The organism is Ostreiculturibacter nitratireducens (assembly GCF_032670585.1).
Classification (GTDB): Bacteria; Pseudomonadota; Alphaproteobacteria; order Rhodobacterales; family Rhodobacteraceae; genus Ostreiculturibacter; species Ostreiculturibacter nitratireducens.
Genome location: NZ_JAVQHL010000002.1, coordinates 1268194 through 1283694 on the forward strand (window position 1 = coordinate 1268194; position 15501 = coordinate 1283694).

The following is a 15501-nucleotide window of genomic DNA, read 5'->3' on the forward strand; positions in this document are numbered from 1 at the left end:
ACCCCTTGGGAAACACATCAGGGAGGGCCAGATGACCACGTTTCGTTCCAAGGTGGACCCCGACGGGCTCCAGGAATTCTCGGTGGTCTTCACCGACCGCTCGCTCAACCACATGTCGCAGGCCTTCCAGAAGGTCATGCGCGACATCTCCGCTACGCTGCGAGAGGTCTACAACGCCGAGGGCGTCGCCCTCGTGCCCGGAGGCGGCACCTGCGCAATGGAGGCGGTCGCGCGGCAATTCGCGGGCGGGGCGCACGCGCTCATCGTCCGGAATGGCTGGTTCTCCTACCGCTGGACCCAGATATTCGAGGCGGGCGGCTTCGCTGCCGAAACAACCGTCGCCATGGCCCGGCAAACCGGTAACGGCACGACGGCCCCCTATGCGCCGGCGCCCATCGAAGAGGTGACCGCGAAGATCCGTGAGGCGAAGCCCGACGTCGTCTTCGCGCCCCATGTCGAGACCTCCGCCGGCATGATCCTGCCCGACGACTATCTCAAGGCCCTCGCCGACGCAGCGCACGAGGTTGGCGCGCTCTTCGTGCTGGACTGCATCGCGTCGGGCTGCATCTGGGTCGACATGAAGGAAGTCGGCGTCGACGTCCTCATCTCTGCGCCGCAGAAGGGCTGGTCCGCGTCTCCCTCCGCCGGCCTGGTGATGTTCTCGCCCGCGGCACTTGCGCGGATCGAGGACACGGCGTCGTCGAGCTTCGCGCTCGACCTCAAGAAATGGCTGCAGATCATGCGCGCCTACGAGGGGGGCGGGCACGCCTACCACGCGACACTCCCCACCGACGCGCTGCGGGATTTCCGCGACACGATGCTGGAGGCGAAGGATCACGGTTTCGAGCGCCTGAAAGAGGCGCAGTGGCGCCTCGGCACCGGCGTCCGGACGATGCTGGCCGAGAAGGGCGTCCTCTCCGTCGCGGCCACGGGCTTCGCTGCTCCGGGGGTCGTGGTCAGCTATACCGACGACCCCGAGATCCAGAACGGCAAGAAGTTCGCGGCGCTCGGCATGCAGATCGCGGCGGGCGTGCCGCTTCAGGTCGGCGAGGCGGAAGGCTTCCGCACCTTTCGAATCGGGCTCTTCGGCCTCGACAAGCTCTATGACGTCGATGGCACGATCGGCCGCCTGAAGGCTGTGCTCGACAAGGTGATCTAGCGCAGGCCGAGCCCTGTGCGCATCAACGTCTTGCGGACGGGGCCGAGCGAATAGAGCGCGTTGAGCGCCCCGGCGCGCAGATCGCGGAGCGGCTGCGCGCCGAGCATAGAAGCGCGGTTCAGAAGATCGATTCCCGTGACGCGCGCCGCGACCTCCGGGTGGCGGCGGCGTTCATAGGCCTGGAGCATCTTCGCTTCGCCGAGACCGCCGGGATCGGCCCGCGCCAGGTCCAGCAGCGTTCCGATATCGGCGAGCGACATGTTGAGCCCCTGCGCCCCGATCGGCGGCACCACATGCGCTGCCTCCGCGACGAGCGCCACGCGCTCCGCCGTCATCCGCGCCGCGATCTGGCTGATGATAGGCCATACCGATCGCCGCGTGACCAGCGTCAGCGGTCCGAACATTGCGCAGGACCGTTCGTTCATCGCCGCCTCGAACGCCTCGACGGGCAGCGCTGCAAGCCGGTCCGCCTCCGCCGACCGTTCCATCCAGACGATGGCCGAGCAGGGTTTCCCGTCACGGTCGGGCAGGGGCACCAGCGTGAAGGGGCCGCCGGAGCGGTGGATCTCGGTCGAGACGTTGTTGTGGGGGATCGGGTGTGTCACCGCGAAGGCCAGCGCCTTCTGGCCGTAGCGAGTGGTCTTTACCGAGATCCCCACCGCCTCGCGCACCGGGCTGCCCCGACCGTCCGCCGCGACCACGAGCCGCGCGGTAATCCGCGCGCCGTCAGAAAGCGTCACCCGGGCTTCGCCCTCGCGCGTGAAGACGCCCTTCGTTCCGATCCCCGGCCGGAAATCGACGTTCGGGAGTTCCGCGAGCCGTGCGGCCATCTCGCGCCGCAAGAGCCAGTTCGGCAGGTTCCACCCGAAGGGGGCGTCCGAAATCTCTGCCGCGTCGAAGTCCTTCACGATCCGCGGCTCGGGCACTTCTCCACCCGCGTCCACGATCCGCATCACCTGAAGTGGCGCCGCATGCGGTGCCAGACGCTCCCAAAGCCCTGCGGCCTCCAGAACGGCGACCGAGGGATTCAGGATCGCCGTCGTGCGCATGTCCGCTCCGGCGGCCGTCGCTTCGGTGACAGGCGGCGCGGGGTCCACGCAGACCACCGAGAACCCGGCGGAGCCAAAGGCGGCGGCCGCGGAAAGGCCCGCGACGCCACCGCCGGAAATCAGGATGTCAGTCGTAGTAAGGGTCATCTTCGCCACCTCCGGGCGGAACATAGTCCGGCCCGAGGGCGGCTCCAAGCGTCAAGCTGTCACTTGCCGACGGTGATGAGCACGAGCGTGGTCATGATGACCGGGACGGCGCTGAGCGCGGCGATCCCGAGCGCTGGCATCCCCCAGACGGCGACAGCCGCGACCACGCACGCGACGAGAAGCGCCATCGCCGCCATGATCTTGCCCTCGGTCGATCCGATCGCCCGGAGGAGCGCGCCGATGAGGGGCAGGGAGGCGGGCGAGGTGGCGTAGTTCTGGGTGGTCTCGACGGTCATGCGCAATCTCCTGTTCGCGTGTGCGGCGCCATATGGAGCGCGATGGCAGGAACGGAAATGAGAGGTTTTGTCGCAGCGCGGCAACGGGCCGCAAACCTCGCGACGATCACCCCCGAAGCCTTGCGAGGAAGGCCGCGAGATCGTCGGTGTGATGATGGATATGCGGCGCCGGTTCAGGCTCTGGCGAGACGTGGACGGTGCGCATCCCCATCTCGTGCGGGGCGGCGAGATTGCGCGGATCGTCCTCGAACATCGCTGCCTTTTCAGGCGCGATTCCGTCCAGTGCGAAGACCGTCTCGAAGGCCAGCCGCTCTGGTTTCGGCCGGAATCCAGCGTGTTCCACCCCATAGATCGCGTCGAACAGCCCGCCCAGACCGCGCTTCTCGACCACCCGTTCGGCATAGGAGGCCGAGCCGTTCGTGTAGACGATCCGCCGGCCTTGCAGCGCCGCGATTCCGTCGCGCAGCGCAGGGTCCGGCGCGAGCTGATCGAGCGAGATGTCGTGGACATCGGTCAGGTAGGGCCCGGGGTCCACCCCGTGTTCGTGCATCAGCCCCGCGAGCGTCGTGCCGTAGAGCGCCCAGTAGTGCTTGCGCAGCCTGTCCGCCTCGTCACGCGCGACGCCGAGCGTTTCCATCACGTAGGCCGTCATCCGGACCTCGATCTGGTCGAAGAGCCGGGCCTCGGGTGGGTAGAGCGTGTTGTCGAGGTCGAAGACCCAGGACCGGACATGTGAGAAATCGGTGTCGCGCATGGGCGGAATCTAGGGCGCGCCCCGCGGGCCCGCAACCGGGTCTCTCCAAAGGGCGCGAGGATGTTGTGAAACCCTCGTATTCCACCGCGTACGCTCCGGCCTTCGCGCTTGCCTAGGCATGCCCCTGCGCTTAGTCTCGCGCCCTGTTCTGATTGCGCCAAGGGAGAGGCATGCAGAAAGACGCCTATTCGCTGATCCTCGAAGCGATCGATCAGGGCATCTATCGTCCGGGCGACCGGCTGGTGGAATCCGAACTCGCGGAACGGTTCGGGGTGTCCCGCACGCCGATCCGCGAGGCGCTTCAGCGGCTCGAGACGCAGTCGATGCTGACCCGTGACGGCCGCAGCCTCATCGTCGCCTCGCTCGACCACAACCAGCTCGCCGAGCTCTACGTCGTCCGGGCCGAACTTGAAGGTCTCGCGGCGAAGCTCGCGGCGAAGCACGCGACTGAAGAGGAGGTGCGCGTCCTGCGCGAGATGGTGGAGGCCGACCGCGCGCATCTCGGCGATCCCGGGGCGCTTTCGCGCGCGAACCGCCGGTTCCACAAGCAGATTCACCTCGCTTCGCACAACCGCTACCTGGTTCAGCAGCTCGATCTCGTTCACCGTTCCATGGCTCTTCTCGCCACGACGTCGCTCGCCGCCGAGGGTCGCGGGGCGGCGGCGCTCGCAGAACATGAAGCGATCGTTGACGCGATCGCCGCCGGTGACGGGGATGCCGCGCAGGAGGCGCTGAGGGCGCATATTTCGAAAGCCTTTGAGACGCGGCTCAAGCTCGAGGCCGGCGACATCCGGGCTCATTGAGCGTTCGCCCGGCGCGGCCACGATTGCTCACCCAGTCGATCGGGACAGCGTCGGTCGCGCGTCAGCCCTGCACGCGGCTCTCCCCAGTCTTCAGCGGGACCTCCCTGAGAACGGACACCTTCGCAACTCCTTGGTCGAAGACGCCGTGTTGGGTCTTGTCCCAGTAGAAGGGCCGGGTCAGCACCTCCGCGATCCCTTTCCAGGCGGCCAGGGCCCCTAGCGGGAAATAGACATGCAGCGTCGGCACCCACGGCAGCAGGTGGCGGTGCTTCGGTCCCCGAACCGCCCAGGCCAGAACCGCGACGTTCAGAAGTTCCGTCGACAGGAACACCGCGGTGAGGCCGGAAAGCATGGAGCCCCGGAGAGCGTCCGCGAAGGGGTGCGGTAAGCCAAGCGGCACGAGCCAGAGCGACCACAAGAGGGGGGCGAACAGGAACTGGCTCAGCGTGCCGAGAAACAGGATCTGGACCCCAAGGAACCGCTTGGCTCCGAGTTGGCGCCACAGCAGGGCGGGGTCGCGCATGTGGACCGCCCAGGTCATCGCGTAGCCCTTGAGCCAGCGCGAACGTTGTTTGATCCAAGGGATCGTGCGGCAATTCGGCTCTTCCTCGGTCACCGTGTCGATAAGTTCCGCCCGATATCCGGCGCGCGCGAGCCTGAGCCCCAGGTCGGCATCCTCCGTCACGTTGTAGGAATCCCAGCCTCCGAGCGTTTCCAGAGCCGCGCGACGGAAGAACAGCGTCGTGCCGCCCAGGGGCACGACGAAACCGAGCCGCGCAAGACCGGGCAGGATGACCCGGAACCAGGCCGCATATTCCGCGGTGAAGCACCGCGAAAGCCAGTTGGTGCGGGGGTTGTAGTAGTCCAGCACGCCCTGAAGGCAGGCCACCTCGGGTCCGCGTTCGTGGAACCGCCGCACGATCCTGTGGATCTGTTCGGGCTCCGGCGCGTCCTCCGCGTCGTAGACGCCGATGATCGACCCGCGCGCGAAGTTCATCGCGAAGTTCAATGCGCGCGGCTTCGTCTTGATAGGGCCTCCCGGAACGATCACGACGCGCATCCAGCGGGGCAGCCGTGTCTCCGATAGTGCCTCGCGCGTCAGGAGGTCGTCTTCCTCGGCAACGAGGATGATGTCGAGGAGTTCGCGTGGGTACGTGAGCCGGCCGAGTCGCCGGATCAGCCGGGGCGCGATGTCGCGTTCCCGGTAGAGCGGTACGAGGATCGAGACAACCGGAAGCCGGGCGATCGTGGGGGGAGGGGAGTGGGGCCGGGAGCTTCCTTTCTGTCGCAGGCCGTGCAGATGGCTGACGAAAGCGGCGAGCTTCAACCCGGCCGTCAACACGAGCGTCAGGAGTGTCCAGACGAAGAAGGCCGTGAAGAGTGCGAAAGGCGCGAAGATCGCCGCTGCGAGGAGACACGCCGCCATGGCCGGAAAAAGCCACGGCCTATCGCGCGGTCCAGTCCGCCGGCAGCTCAGCGCCGCCTCGACCTGTGTTTCCGCCTGCCGGATCAGGGCGGTCCGCCGCGTACCGAGCAGCGCTGCATGCAAGTCGCGCTCGGACGCCAGCGCCATGACGAAGGGGGCGAGAGATGGTGGTAGACGCGTCTGGAGGCGGCCGAACTCCTCCGGGCGCGAGGTCATGATGACCGTTGCGCCGGCCATCCGCTTCCACGGCAGGATTCCGTGCCTGAGGCAAAAGCCGGGACCAAGGGCGTCGATCAGCCTGGGATCCGGCGGGGATTCCAGCGGGTCGATGGCCTTCACGCCCCATTGCAGCTCGAGCGCGGCAATGAGCGCGTCCTCGGTGATCCAGCCATGCGTGAGAAGGATGTCGCCAATGCGCACGTCTTCCCGCTGCCGCATGGCAATGGCCTTGAGGACGTCTCCCGGTTCGACCGCTCCCATCTCGGCCAGGATCTGGCCGAGCGGCCTGCGCTCGCGCAGCGGCGCGGGGCTCGTCTCCGTCGCAGGCCGCGCCAAGGGCCGGGAAACGGCGGCGGGCGGCAGGCGGTGGATTTGCGCGGGCGGCATTGGGCTGTGGCTCCGGACGTTTGTCCGGAGCTTCCCTCGCAGCCGGTTAAGCCTTGGTTAACGAGCTATGGCTCAAGGCGGGGCAGTGCCGTGTCAGGCCGCGCGAGCTTTCCGCATGGCGTCCGCGAAGCGTTCGAACAGATAGAAGCTGTCCTGCGGTCCGGGGCTCGCCTCCGGGTGATGCTGCACGCTGAAGACAGGGCGGTCTTCCATGCGGATGCCGCAGTTCGACCCGTCGAACAGGCTCACATGCGTTTCGATCACGCCCTTGGGCAGCGTCTGGCTGTCCACGGTGAAGCCGTGGTTCATCGATGTGATCTCGACCTTGCCGGTCTCGAGGTCCTTCACGGGATGGTTCGCGCCGTGATGGCCGTGGTTCATCTTGATCGTCTTCGCGCCCAGCGCCAGAGCGAGCATCTGGTGGCCGAGGCAGATACCGAAGACCGGAAGCTGCCGGTCGAGAACGTCACGGATCATCGGCACGGCATATTCGCCCGTGGCCGCGGGGTCGCCCGGCCCGTTCGAGAGGAACACGCCTTCCGGATTGAGCGCCAGAACGTCTTGCGCTGTCGCGGTGGCGGGCAGAACCGTCACCTCGCAGCCCGCCGAGGCGAGGCAGCGAAGGATGTTCCGCTTCGCGCCGTAGTCGATCGCCACGACGCGCAGCCCCGGCTCCTCGCGCCGCTTGTAGCCGTCCGGCCAAGCCCAACGCATCTCGTCCCAGCGGTAGCTTTGCGCGCAGGTGACCTCTTTGGCGAGGTCGAGCCCCACGAGCCCCGACCAGGCCCGCGCCTTGGCGACCAGGGCCTCGAGGTCGAATTTCCCCTCCGGGTCATGGGCCAGCGCCACGTGCGGGGCGCCCTGCTGCCGGATGGCGCGCGTCAGTCGGCGCGTATCGACGCCGCCGATGCCGATCCGTCCGCGCTTCCCGAGCCAGGTCACGAGGTCTTCGACGGCGCGCCAGTTCGACGGCTCGGTGGGATCCCATTTCACCACCATGCCCGCCGCGACCGGATCGCCGGTCTCGTCATCGTCGGGGTTCACGCCGACATTGCCGATATGGGGGAAGGTGAAGGTGACGACCTGCCCGGCATAGGACGGGTCCGTCATGATCTCCTGGTAACCGGTCATCGCGGTGTTGAAGACGAGCTCGGCGACCGTTTCGCCAGTGGCTCCGAAGCCTTTTCCGTAGAAGATCGTCCCGTCGGCGAGCGCGAGACAGGCGGTCGGTTTTTCCGATGCGGGCATTTGGGCGACTCCCGGGGGCGGCTTAAATCCCGCGGAACCTAAGGGCGTGACGCGGCGCGGTCAAGAGGTTGGGGTTGAAATGCGATTGTCTTCTAAATCAAGGGTTTAGATGGAAACGGCGCGGTTGTGCCCGGCGAGGCTTGCCGCTATTGTCGGAAATTCGGAAAACCATGGGGATGGGACTGCCGATGGACCTGCGTACGCGCATCAATACCGCGCTCAAGGACGCGATGAAATCGAAGGACAGCGAGCGCCTTTCGACGCTGCGCCTGGTGAATGCGGCGATCAAGGACCGCGAGATCGCCCAGCGTGGCGAGGGCGAGGAAGGTATCGGCGATGCCGAGGTGCTCGCGATTCTCGGCAAGATGGTAAAACAGCGCCAGGAAAGCGCCCGAGCCTACGAGGAAGGCGGCCGCCTGGAACTCGCCGAGAAGGAGCTTGGCGAAATCAAGGTCATCGAGGAGTTCCTGCCGCGCCAACTTTCGACGGAAGAGATCGAAACCGCGATCGGCAAGGCCATCGAGGAAATCGGTGCGACCTCGATCCGCGACATGGGCAAGGTCATGGGGACCCTGAAGGCCAAGTATACCGGCCAGATGGACTTCGCCGCCGTGGGGCCGATGGTGAAGGACAAGCTCGGCTGACGGGACGTCGGCAAGCGGCTTGCTAACCTTCACATGGCTGGGGGCGCCGAGTTTCAGTGACGCAGCCTGCGGGCTTACCGTAGCAGCGCCGCCTCGGCCCGGGTGGCGCAGGTGAGGGCCGTCACGCTGTCGGCATGGGCGGCCGCGACAACCTCTTCCCCGAAGATGCGCTCCATTTCCTTTCGGTCTTCGCGGTCGAGGTACCGCAGCGACATCTCGCCAAGATGAAGGGACTCCGTCGGCAGCCCGTTCGAGACGAGCACCGCATGCGTGTCCAGCACGAGGTGGATGTAGGTCACGTCCTCTCCGGGCGGGTCCTGTGTGATCGTCTCGTCACCGACAAGGTGGATCGCATGGGCGAGCACTTCGTCCGTGCCGCAGTAGAGTTCCGCGCGCCAGCCCGACAGAAGGATGCGATGAAAGGGCGAAACGCGCAGGTCGGAATGCGGCGCATCGCCGAAGGCACCGCGCCGGATGCGTACGGGGCGGCTTCGCGGATCCGCCCGCAAACGCTCCGCCGGGATCGTGCGCGTCAGGATGTGACGGACGGTCATTCGCCCGCCCGTGTGGGTCAGCACCTCGTCGCCGACGGACAGGGTTTCGATCGGACGTTCCCCGCCGGGCGTGAGGATCATCGTGCCCGGCGTGAAGCAGGGCACGCCTGGGTAGCCCGTCACCGTCACGATGAGCGTGTCCGTGTTGCCCACTCCGCCGCCCAATCGCGTGGCGCGCACGGCGAAGTCGATCTGGATGCCACCAGGTGGGATCGCGACGCCGTCCTTGATGGTGACCGTCACAAGGCCCGTGGAACTGATGGTTATCGTGTAGTCGCCGGGTGAGAGGCTGTAGTCGTTGATGACAGTGACCGACCACGTGACCGGAGACTTGGACGCGACGTACTGGGCTGTCGCCGTCGACTGACCGGTGGAAAATTCGAAGCGCGTCGGACCTGTGATGCTCTCGACGGGCACTTGATGAACTCCACCAACGAGAAACTACTCAACTGCCTTATATTCCCGGCCAATTGCGCTGTATATCTGGCGCATCGAGGGTATTGAGTAAAATTCAGTTGATCCGGCGGACCGCATTCAGGGCGGACATCAATTCCCCGCGCAGTTCGACCCTCTCCTCCTCGGTCAGGAAGGACCCGATCTCGACCTCCCTGGGGCCGCCTCTGAGTGTCAGGTAGTTCGGCACCGGGCCGCCCGTCGGATGCAGCTGCACGCTGATCCAATAGGGATTCGCCTCCCAGCGCCGGACAGGACGGCCCGGGTCGTGGCGAAGCAGTTCTGCCCGATCGTGCCAGATCCTGAGTTCCTCCAGCGACTCGCCGCTTCGATAGCTGCGTGAAAGCGCCCACCAGATCCCCGCGACCGTCGCGACCAGAAAGGGCAGGAGCCCCCAGAGTATCTTCGTCCCCAGCACCCCGATGAGCGGCAAGAGAAGCAGCGCGGCCGTGCCGCCGACAAACCAGACGAACCCCCGCCGCGACAGGGACCGGTAGGGCCAAAGGTGCAATTCGGCGAGCGGTGCGTCCGGCGCAAGCGAAGAGGCCCCGGATTTCTCCGGGGCCCCGTCAGGTTTCGTTACCCATTCGTAGGGCATGGAATCTCCGCGCTCAGTGCGCGTGGGACCGGTCCCACTCCTCGCGCTTCGGCAGGATCTCGAAGGTGTGCTCCGGCGGAGGCGAGGGCAGCGTCCATTCGAGCGTGTCCGCGTACTCGTTCCAGTAGTTCTTCTCGGTCACGCGCTTGCCGGCGAAGAGCGTGTAGGCGATGACGCCGAGGAAGAAGAGGAACGAGGCGAAGGCGATGAAGGCGCCGATCGACGAGACGTAGTTCCACTGAGCGAATGCCTCAGGGTAGTCGATGTAACGGCGCGGCATGCCTTGGCGGCCCAGGAAGTGCTGCGGGAAGAAGGTCAGGTTCGAGCCGATGAACATCAGCCAGAAGTGAAGCTTGCCCGCCCATTCCGGGTACTGCCGGCCCGACATCTTGCCGATCCAATAGTAGACGCCGGCGAAGATCGCGAATACCGCGCCCAGCGACATCACGTAATGGAAGTGCGCCACGACGTAGTAGGTGTCGTGGTAGACCCGGTCGACCGGTGCCTGCGACAGCACCACGCCGGTCACGCCGCCGATGGTGAAGAGGAACAGGAACCCGAAGGCCCAGAGCATCGGCGTCTTGAACTCGACCGAGCCGCCCCACATCGTCGCGATCCAGGAGAAGACCTTGATGCCTGTGGGCACCGCGATCACCATCGTCGCGAGCATGAAGTAGGACTGCTGCGTCAGGCTCATGCCCACCGTGTACATGTGGTGCGCCCAGACCACGAAGCCCAGTACACCGATCGCCACCATCGCGTAGACCATCGGCAGGTAGCCGAAGATCGGCTTCTTCGCGAAGGTCGCGATGACGTGGCTGATGATGCCGAAGCCCGGGATGATGATGATGTACACTTCCGGGTGGCCGAAGAACCACAGGATGTGCTGGTAGAGGATCGGGTCACCGCCGCCCGAGGGCTGGAAGAAGGTGGTGCCGAAGTTGCGGTCCGTCAGCAGCATCGTGATCGCGCCGGCCAGAACCGGGAGCGACAGCAGGATGAGCCACGCGGTCACGAAGATCGACCAGGCGAAGAGCGGCACCTTGTGCAGCGTCATGCCCGGAGCGCGCATGTTCAGGAAAGTCGTGATCATGTTGATCGCGCCGAGGATCGACGAGGCGCCCGAGACGTGGACCGCGAAGATCGCGAGGTCCATCGACATGCCGGCTTCGTTCGTCGACAGCGGTGGGTAGAGCACCCAGCCAACGCCCGAGCCGAGCTGGTCGTTGCCGCCCGGAGCGAGCAGCGAGGCCACGCCCAGAGACACGCCCGCGACGTACATCCAGTACGAAAGGTTGTTCATCCGCGGGAAGGCCATGTCCGGCGCGCCGATGTGCAGCGGCATGAAGTAGTTGCCGAAGCCGCCGAAGAGAGCCGGGATCACCACGAAGAACATCATCAGGACGCCGTGATAGGTGATCATCACGTTCCAGAGATGCCCGTTCGGGGTGCATTCGCCCGCGGCGGCGGCCGTGAAGCGCGCGCCCTCAAGGCACATGTATTGAACGCCCGGCTCCATGAGTTCCATGCGCATGTAGACCGTGAAGGCCACCGCGATGAAGCCCACGACCGCGGACGTGAACAGATAGAGGATGCCGATATCCTTGTGGTTGGTGGACATGAACCAGCGGGTGAAGAACCCGCGGGTATCGTGCTCACCGTGGCCATGAACGGCTGCGTCGGCCATGTGTCTCTCCCTAAAGTCCTGCGCGGGGTCCCCGCTGTCCGGGTCCCCGCGTCCTAGGATTGTTCTAAATCGCACTTGCCGGAACGGCAATCCTCAAGCGAGGCGCGAAAGCTGAAAAAAATCGCCTCGCCCGCTAGTGCAGTGCGGATGTTTTATTGGGCCACGGAGGCCAGGTAGGCGGCCACGTCCTCGCCGCCCTTGGTCAGCTTGAAGGTCATCTTCGACTTGGCGGCGGCGTCGCCCGTGACTTCCTGAAGCCACGCCTTCGGGTCTGCGAGATAGGCGACGAGCATTTCCTCGTCCCAGACGAGACCTTGTTCTTCGCCCGCGGCCTTGATCGAGTCGCCGTAATTGAAATCGGTCGAGCCGACGGCCCGGCCGATCACACCGTAAAGGTTCGGGCCGGTCTTGCCGCCCTTCATGATCTCGGTGCCGTCATCGGCCACGATCTCGTGGCAGGCCTTGCACTTCTTGAACTCGTTCTCGCCCTTGGCGGCATCGCCATCGGCCAGCGCCGGACCGGCAAGCGCGGCGGCGGCAAGGGCAGCGGAAAGCAGCAGTCTCATGACAATAGTCCTTTGCTGGTTGCATACCTAGCGTGCCGACATAAAGCGCATTGCCCGACACGCAACGCGCGCTTTGTCGCAGGAATTCGGTGATTTAGCCAGCGCTTCGCGTTTCCCGGGCCGCGAAGCGCAGGTTTTCCGACCTGAAGGCTCGCCGCTGGATCCGTGACTTCGGTCCGTCAGAAATGCCGCCGGAGTGCCCCTCGGTCGAGCATGTCTGCGGCGATCGTCAAGAGCGAGATCCGCCCGCGCGCGCCGGTCGACCGTGCACCGAGTGGCGGATACTCTTTGCCGGGCCAGAGGATTTTCCGTTCGAAGGCGACGAATCCGATGCGGCTGCGATGGCACCCGCAATCGACTTCACGAATTACCCGTCGCAGGCGGTCGCCGAATTGGCCCGTGCAACGAATTCCGGAGGTGGCGTTTCCACCTGCATCAGGGACATCGAGGGTGGCGGGTTCACGATGGAACCGATCCGCGAGGCCCTAGGCACTTCGATGTTCCGGCGCCCGTGACGAGGCTGGAGAAGGCGCGTCCGGATCATCTCTAGGACCCCAGCGCCTCGACACCATCGAAACGCATCGCATCTTCATCAGGCTCATCCGCGACAGCTTCGAGGGTTCCTGGTCGGCGAATTCGTGCACGCCCGTTTCGGTGCCGAACGCGATCGGCCGCCTTGCGCCCGGCGATGTCGAGGCGCTCAGGACCACCTTCGCAACTAGGTTCCGAAGGATTCCACTGGCGCTATCTCTTATGAAGCGGCCGTGAATTGCATCAAGGGCACTTCCCCCGCTGTAATGCGGCTGGCCCGCATTCGTTCAGGGGAAGCGAGCAGGTCGCAAGTGCGGCGATCCCCGCCTGGCATGCGGAACGCCACCCATGAGCCGCTTATGTCACCTGCCGAAGACCTCCCCGAAGGTTTTCTTCAGTGCCACGTCCAGATCGCCCATCGTGACCGGCAAGCCGAGATCAACGAGCGAGGTCACACCGTGTTCCCTGATCCCGCAGGGCACGATTCCCTCGAAATGGGACAGGTCCGGCTCCACGTTGATGGAAATCCCGTGAAAGCTGACCCAGCGGCGGAGCTTCACGCCAATCGCCGCGATCTTGTCCTCGCGCGGGGTTCCGTCCGGCCCCGGCGCCTTTTCGGGCCTGACGACCCAGACGCCGACGCGCCCCTCGCGCCGTTCTCCCCTGACGTTGAACTCGGCAAGCGTCGCGATCACCCAGTCCTCGAGCATGCCAACGAACCGCCGGACGTCCCGCCCGCGCCGGTTCAGGTCGAGCATGACGTAGGCGACGCGCTGACCGGGCCCGTGATAGGTGTATTGCCCGCCGCGGCCCGCCGCGTAAACCGGGAAGCGATTCGGCTCCACGAGGTCTTCCGCGCGCGCCGAGGTTCCGGCCGTGTAGAGGGGCGGATGCTCCAGAAGCCAGACCACCTCGCCCGCGCGACCCGCGGAAATGTCGGCGACCCGCGCCTCCATCGCTGCGAGAGCCTCTTCGTAGGGCACGAGGTCCCGGCTTTCGATCCACTCCATGAGGTTTCCGTCCTGCAATCCGGGTTCGGGGGCAAGTCGGCGGTCGCCGCCCCGCGCTTCAGGCAGAAATGGGGGGATCGGGGAGGGGATTGCAACAGCCCGCTCCCGCCGTTCCCCGATTTGTGCCCTTGGGCCGCGCCGAGCGCCGGCACGGCAGATCTCGTGGAGACCACACGGCGCCTGATCGCAGCGAAGAGTGATTCACGGGCCGCAACCGGCACAAAGGAAGGCGCGGTGCCGTGTCGGCGGCCTTCCGGGGCACCTTCTTGCCGGTCACTCCGATCCCCACGCCGCATCGAGGATGCCCGCGACCCCAACAAAAGCAGGGGTTTCGACGCGCTTGCCCCCGTCATTCAAACTTCGTCATCAAGAAGCGAAAAATCCCCTTCACATCCCCAATGGGCTCCGTTATGAACCGCCGCACCAAGCCGGGACGTGCGGTCGTGGCGGAATTGGTAGACGCGCAGCGTTGAGGTCGCTGTTCCTTAACCGGAGTGGAAGTTCGAGTCTTCTCGACCGCACCAATCGGAAAAAGCCGGGAAGATCCCGGTTCGGTGAGGCCCCGGCAAATGCCGGGGTTTCTCGTTTCTGGGCCCTCGTCTCAGAGAGACTGATTCGCCGTTCCTCCGGGATCTCCGTGCCTGATTCTCCGCTTTTCGCGTCCGTTGCCGCGCCATGAACGTGATTCGTGACGTCGATCGGCATCTCCGGAATCCGTCAGCGGCGCATCGAGTTGCATTACCGACGCGCCCGCATCTCTTCGCCGTCGCGAATCTTGCAGTTGAAATGCGAGCCGCATCCCGATAAGCCCGTTTGCCAAGTATAAAGACCAAGAAAAGCACATCGGGGAGCCTTCTTTGACCGCTGCAGCAGACACAGCGTTCGTCGAATTCGAGCGCGTGCAGAAGAGCTACGACGGCGAAACGCTCGTCGTGAAAGACCTCAACCTCGCGATGCCGAAGGGCGAGTTTCTCACGATGCTCGGGCCGTCGGGTTCGGGCAAGACAACCTGCCTCATGATGCTGGCGGGTTTCGAGACCGCCACTCACGGAGAGATCCGCCTGGCGGGACGCCCGATCAACCAGGTGCCTCCGCACAAGCGCGGCATCGGCATGGTGTTCCAGAACTACGCCCTCTTCCCGCACATGACGGTGAACGAGAACCTCGCCTTCCCGCTCCAGGTCCGGGGCATGGGCAAGTCCGAGCGCGAGGCGAAGGTGAAGCGCGCGCTCGAGATGGTGCAGATGGGCGCCTTCGGGAGCCGCCGTCCGGCGCAGATGTCCGGCGGCCAGCAGCAGCGGATCGCTCTGGCCCGCGCTCTCGTCTTCGAGCCGGACCTCGTTCTCATGGACGAACCGCTCGGCGCGCTCGACAAGCAGCTGCGTGAACACATGCAGTTCGAGATCAAGCACCTGCATGAGAACCTCGGAATCACCGTCGTCTACGTGACGCACGACCAGTCCGAAGCGCTGACGATGTCGGACCGCGTGGCGGTGTTCAACGACGGCGTCATCCAGCAGCTCGCGCCGCCCGATGAACTCTACGAGCGGCCGCAGAACAGCTTCGTCGCGCAGTTCATCGGCGAGAACAACAAGCTGCCCGGCACCATCGAGACGATCGAAGGCGGGCGCGCCACCGTGCGGCTTGCCACTGGCGAGCTGATCGACGCCACGCCGGTCAACGTGAGCCAGAAGGGCGCGAAGACGCTCGTCTCGATCCGGCCCGAACGCGTCGAGTTCAAGCCCGAGATGATCCCGCCCGGGGCGCACACGATCGAGGCCGAGGTGCTCGAGTTCATCTACATGGGCGACATCTATCGCACTCGCCTCAGGGTGGCCGGCTCGGAAGATTTCGTGATGAAGAACCGGAACACGCTCGGCCAGCGCCGCCTAAAGCCGGGCGAGAAGATCACTATCGGATGGGCGCCGCAGGACGCGCGCGCACTCGATCCGCTGTAAAGAAATCCCCCG

General features: G+C 65.4%; 15 protein-coding genes and 1 tRNA gene. 6 read left to right on the forward strand and 10 right to left on the reverse strand.

What is annotated here, in order from left to right:
- Nucleotides 1-31: 31 nt before the first annotated feature.
- On the forward strand, nt 32-1159 hold the full coding sequence (locus ABCN56_RS13545) for an aminotransferase class V-fold PLP-dependent enzyme (protein WP_343081323.1): 1128 nt from the start codon (nt 32-34) through the stop codon (nt 1157-1159).
- On the opposite strand, the gene ABCN56_RS13550 is transcribed toward ABCN56_RS13545, so the two are convergent.
- From ABCN56_RS13550 to ABCN56_RS13560, 3 genes are all read right to left on the reverse strand, one after another.
- The gene (locus tag ABCN56_RS13550; protein WP_343081324.1) at nt 1156-2355 is read right to left on the reverse strand and encodes a UbiH/UbiF family hydroxylase; all 1200 of its coding nucleotides are present in this window, start codon (nt 2353-2355) and stop codon (nt 1156-1158) included. The genes ABCN56_RS13545 and ABCN56_RS13550 overlap by 4 nt on opposite strands.
- A 59-nt stretch (nt 2356-2414) precedes the next feature.
- Nucleotides 2415-2651 (reverse strand): hypothetical protein, encoded by a 237-nt coding sequence (locus ABCN56_RS13555; RefSeq protein WP_343081325.1) that lies wholly within the window; start codon nt 2649-2651, stop codon nt 2415-2417.
- Between the two features lie 106 nt (nt 2652-2757).
- Nucleotides 2758-3405 carry a pyrimidine 5'-nucleotidase gene (locus ABCN56_RS13560; protein ID WP_343081326.1) on the reverse strand — a complete coding sequence of 216 codons (648 nt, stop codon included), beginning with the start codon at nt 3403-3405 and terminating at the stop codon, nt 2758-2760.
- A gap of 170 nt (nt 3406-3575) precedes the next feature.
- Here ABCN56_RS13560 and ABCN56_RS13565 point away from each other — a divergent pair, with 170 nt between their 5' ends.
- Nucleotides 3576-4208: a GntR family transcriptional regulator gene (locus tag ABCN56_RS13565; RefSeq protein ID WP_343081327.1), complete on the forward strand. Its 633-nt coding sequence runs from the start codon at nt 3576-3578 to the stop codon at nt 4206-4208.
- A gap of 61 nt (nt 4209-4269) precedes the next feature.
- On the opposite strand, the gene ABCN56_RS13570 is transcribed toward ABCN56_RS13565, so the two are convergent.
- On the reverse strand, nt 4270-6240 hold the full coding sequence (locus ABCN56_RS13570; protein WP_343081328.1) for a glycosyltransferase family 2 protein: 1971 nt from the start codon (nt 6238-6240) through the stop codon (nt 4270-4272).
- 93 nt (nt 6241-6333) lie between these two features.
- A complete protein-coding gene (carA, locus tag ABCN56_RS13575) occupies nt 6334-7488 on the reverse strand; it encodes a glutamine-hydrolyzing carbamoyl-phosphate synthase small subunit (RefSeq protein WP_343081329.1) in 1155 nt (384 codons plus the stop codon).
- 188 nt (nt 7489-7676) lie between these two features.
- Here carA and ABCN56_RS13580 point away from each other — a divergent pair, with 188 nt between their 5' ends.
- The gene (locus tag ABCN56_RS13580) at nt 7677-8132 is read left to right on the forward strand and encodes a GatB/YqeY domain-containing protein (RefSeq protein ID WP_343081498.1); all 456 of its coding nucleotides are present in this window, start codon (nt 7677-7679) and stop codon (nt 8130-8132) included.
- Nucleotides 8133-8206: 74 nt separating this feature from the next.
- Here the strand turns inward: ABCN56_RS13580 and ABCN56_RS13585 are convergent, their stop codons facing one another.
- From ABCN56_RS13585 to ABCN56_RS13600, 4 genes are all read right to left on the reverse strand, one after another.
- The gene (locus tag ABCN56_RS13585; RefSeq protein ID WP_343081330.1) at nt 8207-9103 is read right to left on the reverse strand and encodes a Hint domain-containing protein; all 897 of its coding nucleotides are present in this window, start codon (nt 9101-9103) and stop codon (nt 8207-8209) included.
- Between the two features lie 94 nt (nt 9104-9197).
- On the reverse strand, nt 9198-9737 hold the full coding sequence (locus ABCN56_RS13590) for a DUF2244 domain-containing protein (protein WP_343081331.1): 540 nt from the start codon (nt 9735-9737) through the stop codon (nt 9198-9200).
- 13 nt (nt 9738-9750) lie between these two features.
- Nucleotides 9751-11424 carry a cytochrome c oxidase subunit I gene (gene ctaD, locus ABCN56_RS13595; RefSeq protein WP_343081332.1) on the reverse strand — a complete coding sequence of 558 codons (1674 nt, stop codon included), beginning with the start codon at nt 11422-11424 and terminating at the stop codon, nt 9751-9753.
- 152 nt (nt 11425-11576) lie between these two features.
- Complete coding sequence (locus ABCN56_RS13600) at nt 11577-11990, reverse strand: c-type cytochrome (RefSeq protein ID WP_343081333.1); 414 nt, start codon at nt 11988-11990, stop codon at nt 11577-11579.
- A gap of 341 nt (nt 11991-12331) precedes the next feature.
- Here ABCN56_RS13600 and ABCN56_RS13605 point away from each other — a divergent pair, with 341 nt between their 5' ends.
- Nucleotides 12332-12505 (forward strand): hypothetical protein, encoded by a 174-nt coding sequence (locus ABCN56_RS13605; protein ID WP_343081334.1) that lies wholly within the window; start codon nt 12332-12334, stop codon nt 12503-12505.
- Between the two features lie 378 nt (nt 12506-12883).
- Here the strand turns inward: ABCN56_RS13605 and lipB are convergent, their stop codons facing one another.
- On the reverse strand, nt 12884-13531 hold the full coding sequence (gene lipB / locus ABCN56_RS13610; RefSeq protein WP_343081335.1) for a lipoyl(octanoyl) transferase LipB: 648 nt from the start codon (nt 13529-13531) through the stop codon (nt 12884-12886).
- Nucleotides 13532-13968: 437 nt separating this feature from the next.
- On the opposite strand from lipB, the gene ABCN56_RS13615 reads away from it, so the two are divergent.
- Nucleotides 13969-14055: transfer RNA gene (locus ABCN56_RS13615), tRNA-Leu, on the forward strand.
- A 333-nt stretch (nt 14056-14388) separates the two neighbouring features.
- Nucleotides 14389-15489: an ABC transporter ATP-binding protein gene (locus tag ABCN56_RS13620; RefSeq protein ID WP_343081336.1), complete on the forward strand. Its 1101-nt coding sequence runs from the start codon at nt 14389-14391 to the stop codon at nt 15487-15489.
- Nucleotides 15490-15501: the final 12 nt, after the last annotated feature.